General features: G+C 68.9%; 3 protein-coding genes and 1 riboswitch. All 3 genes read right to left on the bottom strand.

The genetic code is table 11. The features are described from left to right. On the bottom strand, nucleotides 1–881 hold an 881-nt coding region (locus Q0C81_RS16305), incomplete at its 3' end, for a DnaB-like helicase N-terminal domain-containing protein (protein ID WP_291840346.1). Nucleotides 882–1,124: 243 nt separating this feature from the next. Continuing rightward, complete coding sequence (locus Q0C81_RS16310) at nucleotides 1,125–1,499, bottom strand: hypothetical protein (protein ID WP_291840349.1); 375 nt, start codon at nucleotides 1,497–1,499, stop codon at nucleotides 1,125–1,127. 94 nt (nucleotides 1,500–1,593) lie between these two features. Further along, the gene (locus tag Q0C81_RS16315) at nucleotides 1,594–4,059 is read right to left on the bottom strand and encodes a TonB-dependent receptor (RefSeq protein WP_291840351.1); all 2,466 of its coding nucleotides are present in this window, start codon (nucleotides 4,057–4,059) and stop codon (nucleotides 1,594–1,596) included. Nucleotides 4,060–4,352: 293 nt separating this feature from the next. Continuing rightward, a riboswitch (SAM riboswitch) is annotated at nucleotides 4,353–4,463 on the bottom strand. Between the last annotated feature and the right edge of the window lie 163 nt (nucleotides 4,464–4,626).

Consider the following 4,626-nt stretch of genomic DNA (forward strand, 5'->3'; position numbering starts at 1 on the left):
GCGTCGATCTCGCCCTTGCGCAGCTTGTCGGAGGACACGCCCGAGGCGTCGGCCAGGATCCGCATGGCCAGCTGTTCGGCGCTCATTTCCAGCGAGTAGAAGGCCACCACCCCGCCGTTGACCGTCTTGCGGCCCTCGGGCGTCGGCTCCCACCGATACGAGCGCGCCACGTTGAAGGCGATGTTGGTGGCCAGCGCCGTCTTGCCCATCGACGGACGGCCCGCGAGGATCAGCAGATCGGACGGGTGCAGCCCGCCCAGCTTGGAGTCCAGGTCGTCCAGGTGGGTGGCCAGACCGGCCAGCTTGCCGTCGCGCTGATAGGCCTCGGCGGCCATCTGCACGGCGCCGGACAGGGCGTGCGAGAAGCTGACGAAGCCGGAGGACGGCTTGCCCGTCTCGGCCAGCGAATAGAGGGTCTGTTCGGCCTGTTCGATCTGTTCGTCGGCGGGCGTCTCGGGGTTCGGCGCCTCCTTGATGATCTCGCCGCCGATGCGGATCAGGTCGCGGCGCAGGGCCAGGTCATAGACAACCCGGGCGTAGTCGGGGGCGTTGGCGCCGGGCGGGGCGCGGTCGACCAGATCGGCCAGGTAGCGCAGGCCGCCGAACTCCTGGAAGGCCGGGTCCTGCTTGAACCGCTCCATCAGGATGGTGGGCTCGGCCAGCATGCCCTGACGGATGTGGTCCTCGATCGCCTCGTAGAGCCGCTGGTGGAAGGGCTCGTAGAAATGGCTGCCGCGCAGCCGGTCGCTCAGCCGCTCGAACACCCCGTTGTCGAACATCAGGGAGCCGAGCAGCGCCTGCTCCGCCTCAAGGTTGTGCGGCAGGGCGGTGATGGAGCCGTGATCCATGGACGGAAAGGCGGCGGGAGCGAAGGCGTTCATCGTCATGCTCATGCCCTTACCAGGGCGATGCGTCATGCTTGGACGTACCCGTGGTCGGGGACAGATGACGAGGCGCTGTGGGCAGTCCGGAATTCCGTAACCGGATCAGTTAACGGCTTGGAGCCTGATCGGTTGAGGTGGAATCGCTTCGCGATTTCACCGACGCCGTGAATCCGGCTCCAGAATTATGCTGGAGCGAAATCTGAGCCGAGTTGGACTGCGTCCAACTCAACCGATTTCGCTCTAGCCCGGGCAGGGATAACGCGACCCCATCCACGACCGGATGCCGTCCGTGACGCTCATGCGCTGGCGGCGGGCCTGGGGGATCGCGTTCAGGTGGGCCAGCAGTTGGCGGACGTTCAGGTTGATCTGCTCGGGCGGGCAGGCGGGCGGCGTCCGGCCGGCGGCGCGGGCCGTCTCGATCTCGGTCCCGACGGTGCGGAACGCCCGTTCGGCCTCGCCCTTCAGGCGGTGGGCGTCGGGCCGCAGCATGGCCGTGGGATTGAGCGGGATGCGGTTGGCGCGCGTGACGAAGTCGTCCAGCGTCATGCCGGACTGGGCCGACGCCGACCCGACGAAGAGACAGGCGGCCAGAACCGCCGTCAGAATCGCACGCATGACCCGCTCCCTCAGAACGGCTCAGCTTGTCGGCGGATTTTATGGCGAAACAACGGTCGATGGCGCGGACGGCGAACCGTCCGCGCCGCCGCCGTCACCAGTTCAGGGCGACGCGGGCGTAGACGAAGCGCCCGTTGAAGCCGAACGGAGAGAAGTTGGAGAAGGGGAAGGCCCCCGAGGTGTTGTTCGCCGGCAGGATCTGTTCGGCGTACTCATCGAAGGCGTTGTCGGCGCCGACGGCTAGGGTGACCCGGTCGGTCAGGCTGTAACGGGCCTCCAGATCGACGACGAGGGATTCGCCCAGCTGCAGGTCGGTCGCCGCCGTCGCGCCGGGGGCCAGAACGTCGCCGAAGCCGGTGACGCGGATCGTCCCGCCGAACTTGTCCTTGCTCCAGTCGGTCTGGGCCACGACCTTCCACGGCGGCGTGCCTTCCTCGAACCGCAGGGTGGCCTGGCGCGCGAACAGGGAGACGGGCGTGGGCAGGATGCCCGAGGCCGTGGTCGGGGTCTTGGTCACCTTGAAGTCGTTGACGTTGGCCGCCAGCGTGAAGTCCAGCCGGCCGAAGCCCTCGTCGATCCGGTAGCGCGCGACCACGTCCAGGCCGGTCGTCTCGGTGTTTACCCCGTTGATGAAGAAGCGGGCGGCGGAGGCGCCGTAGGGCTGCAGCAGGTCGAAGATGGCCCGGGCGTTGGTGCCGACCGCCGCCGTGGCGCTGCCGGTCAGGGTCTCCGACAGGACGATGCGGTCATCGACGTCGATGCGGTAGGCGTCGGCCGTCAGTTCGAACGCGCCCTTCCGGTAGACGACGCCCAGCGAATAGTTGGTCGAGGTCTCGGCCTCCAGCGGCGTGCCGCCCAGCGCCAGTCCCACCGGGCTCACCGACGGGAAGGTGCCGGTCTCGTACGGGACGTTGGAGATGTAGAGGATGGCCGTCTGGGTGAAGTACTGCTGCTGCAGGCTGGGCGCCCGGAAGCCGGTCGAGACCGCGCCGCGGACGGCGAAGCTGGGCGTGAAGTCGTAGCGCGCCGCCAGCTTGCCCGAGACGTTGTCGCCGAAGTCGGAATAGTCCTCGTACCGGGCGGCGGCCGAGACGGTGAAGTTCTCGAACACCTCGCCTTCCAGGTCGACATAGACGCCGACATTGTGCCGGTCCTCGTCCACCTCATTGGCGGGGGTGAAGCCGGTGAAGCCGCGCGAGCCCCAGCTCAGGTCCGTGCCGCCGATGTTGAGGAAGGTCCCGCGCTGGTAGGAGCCCGGCTCGCCCGCGCCGATCTGATAGCTTTCCTGGCGCGCCTCCAGGCCGAAGGCGACGTTCAGCGGGCCGTACAGCCCCACCTCGTACTGACGCGCGGCGTCGATGCCGAGCACCAGCTGGTCATAGGTCAGGGAGCCGGCGTCGAAGCTCGTGGGCGAGGTGGGCCCCAGCGACGGGTTCAGGGTGTTCTCGACCCCGAACTCGATCTCGTTGCGGCCATAGCCCACGTTGATGTCCACGTCGAAGCCGCCGGCCTGGCCGCGCACGCCGGCGGCGGCGGTCCAGTCGGTGCTGTCGGTCAGGATGTAGGGCAGGTAGCCGTCCGGATAGATCCGGCCCGGCCCCGGATAGGCGGGGTTCTGGGCGTTGTCGTCGGGCGTGCGGTAGAAGGCGGCGGCCGAGGCGTCGCGCGTCTGGTAGCCCGCCCAGCCGTAGGCCTCCCAGCCCGCCGCCAGCGGCTTGCCGGCGTTCAGATAGATGGCCAGGTCCTCGGACTCCGGATCGCCCTGGCCGCCGCGAACGCGGGCCGGGGCGTAGCGCGGGTCGATGTCGCTGCGGTTGGTGCGTTCGCGGTCGCGATACTCGATCGAGGCGGTGATGAAGCCGTCCGAGCCCAGCCCGAACCCCTGCCAGCCCGAGACGGTCAGGCTCTCGCCGTCCGAGATGTCGTCGTTCCGGCCGTAGTAGCCGCTGTAGTCGGTCAGATAGCTTCCGTAGGTGACGGTCGCGCCGCCGCCGCTGGAGGCTTCCCGCAGACGCAGGTTCAGGACCCCGGCGATGGCGTCGGATCCATACTGGGCCGCGGCGCCGTCGCGCAGCACCTCGATCCGCTCGATGGCGGAACTGGGGATGGCGTTCAGGTCGACGGCGGCCGAACCCCGGCCCACCGAGCCGTTGGTGTTGACCAGGGCGGTCGCGTGCCGGCGGACGCCGTTGACCAGCACCAGAGTCTGGTCCGGCCCCTGGCCCCGCAGGGTGGCGGGCCGGATGGAGTCGGTGCCGTCCGTGGCGGACGGGCGGGGGAAGTTCAGCGCCGGGACGCTGGCCGACAGCTGCGTCGCCAGTTCGGTCGAGCCGCGCTGCTGCAGGGTCTCGGCGGTGACGACGTCCACCGGCGCGACGGTGTCCAGGCGCGAGCGGCCGACCACCCGGGTGCCGGTGACGACGACGTCGTCGATCTGGGTGGCTTCGGTCTGCGGCGGCGAACTTTGGGAAGCAGTCTGGGCTTGGGCGGCGCCCGCCAGCAGGGCGGTGGCCGAGGCGGCGGCGAACAGGGTCAGGCGGAAACGGGGGGAGGGGGTCATGGGAGGCTCTCTTCTCGATGAGGCGCAGGTCTCCGGTCAGCGTCGCGCGCAGCGATCGCCGGGGGTCCGGGCTTGCGTTCTGGGTGTTCAGGTCCGGTGTGAAACCGGGTGGTCAGCCGATTACAGCGAACGGCGACATCGCATCGGACCCGCGCAGCGCATGAGGTCGCGCGGCGCAACGAGGCCGGGGGCGTGGACGGTCGGGAGGTGAGCCTGGAAGGCGCGCATGATCGTCTCCTGCTCTGTCGGGAACGCCTGCGGTGACAGATGGAGGGAGTCCGGCTGTGGCCGGGCTCTCATCTGCCGTGACCCGGGGAGGGGTCCCGAAGGAGTTGGCACCTTACGGAGGTCCGCAGGTTGCCCCGACGTCAAAGGGCCTATCCCTCAGCCGGTCTCGATGAGCAGATGCGATATTGCGATGCGTCATAAATGCGTCAAGCGGCGGGGCCGAAAAAAGTTCGGCGGCGCAGGATCGCTCCTGCGCCGCCGTGTCTTTTCAGTATCAGGACTGAACTCAGGCTTCGGAGCCGAGACCGTCCTGTTGGCCGGCGCCGCCGGCGACCATGT

The sequence above is a fragment of the Brevundimonas sp. genome (assembly GCF_023259385.1).
Lineage (GTDB): Bacteria > Pseudomonadota > Alphaproteobacteria > Caulobacterales > Caulobacteraceae > Brevundimonas.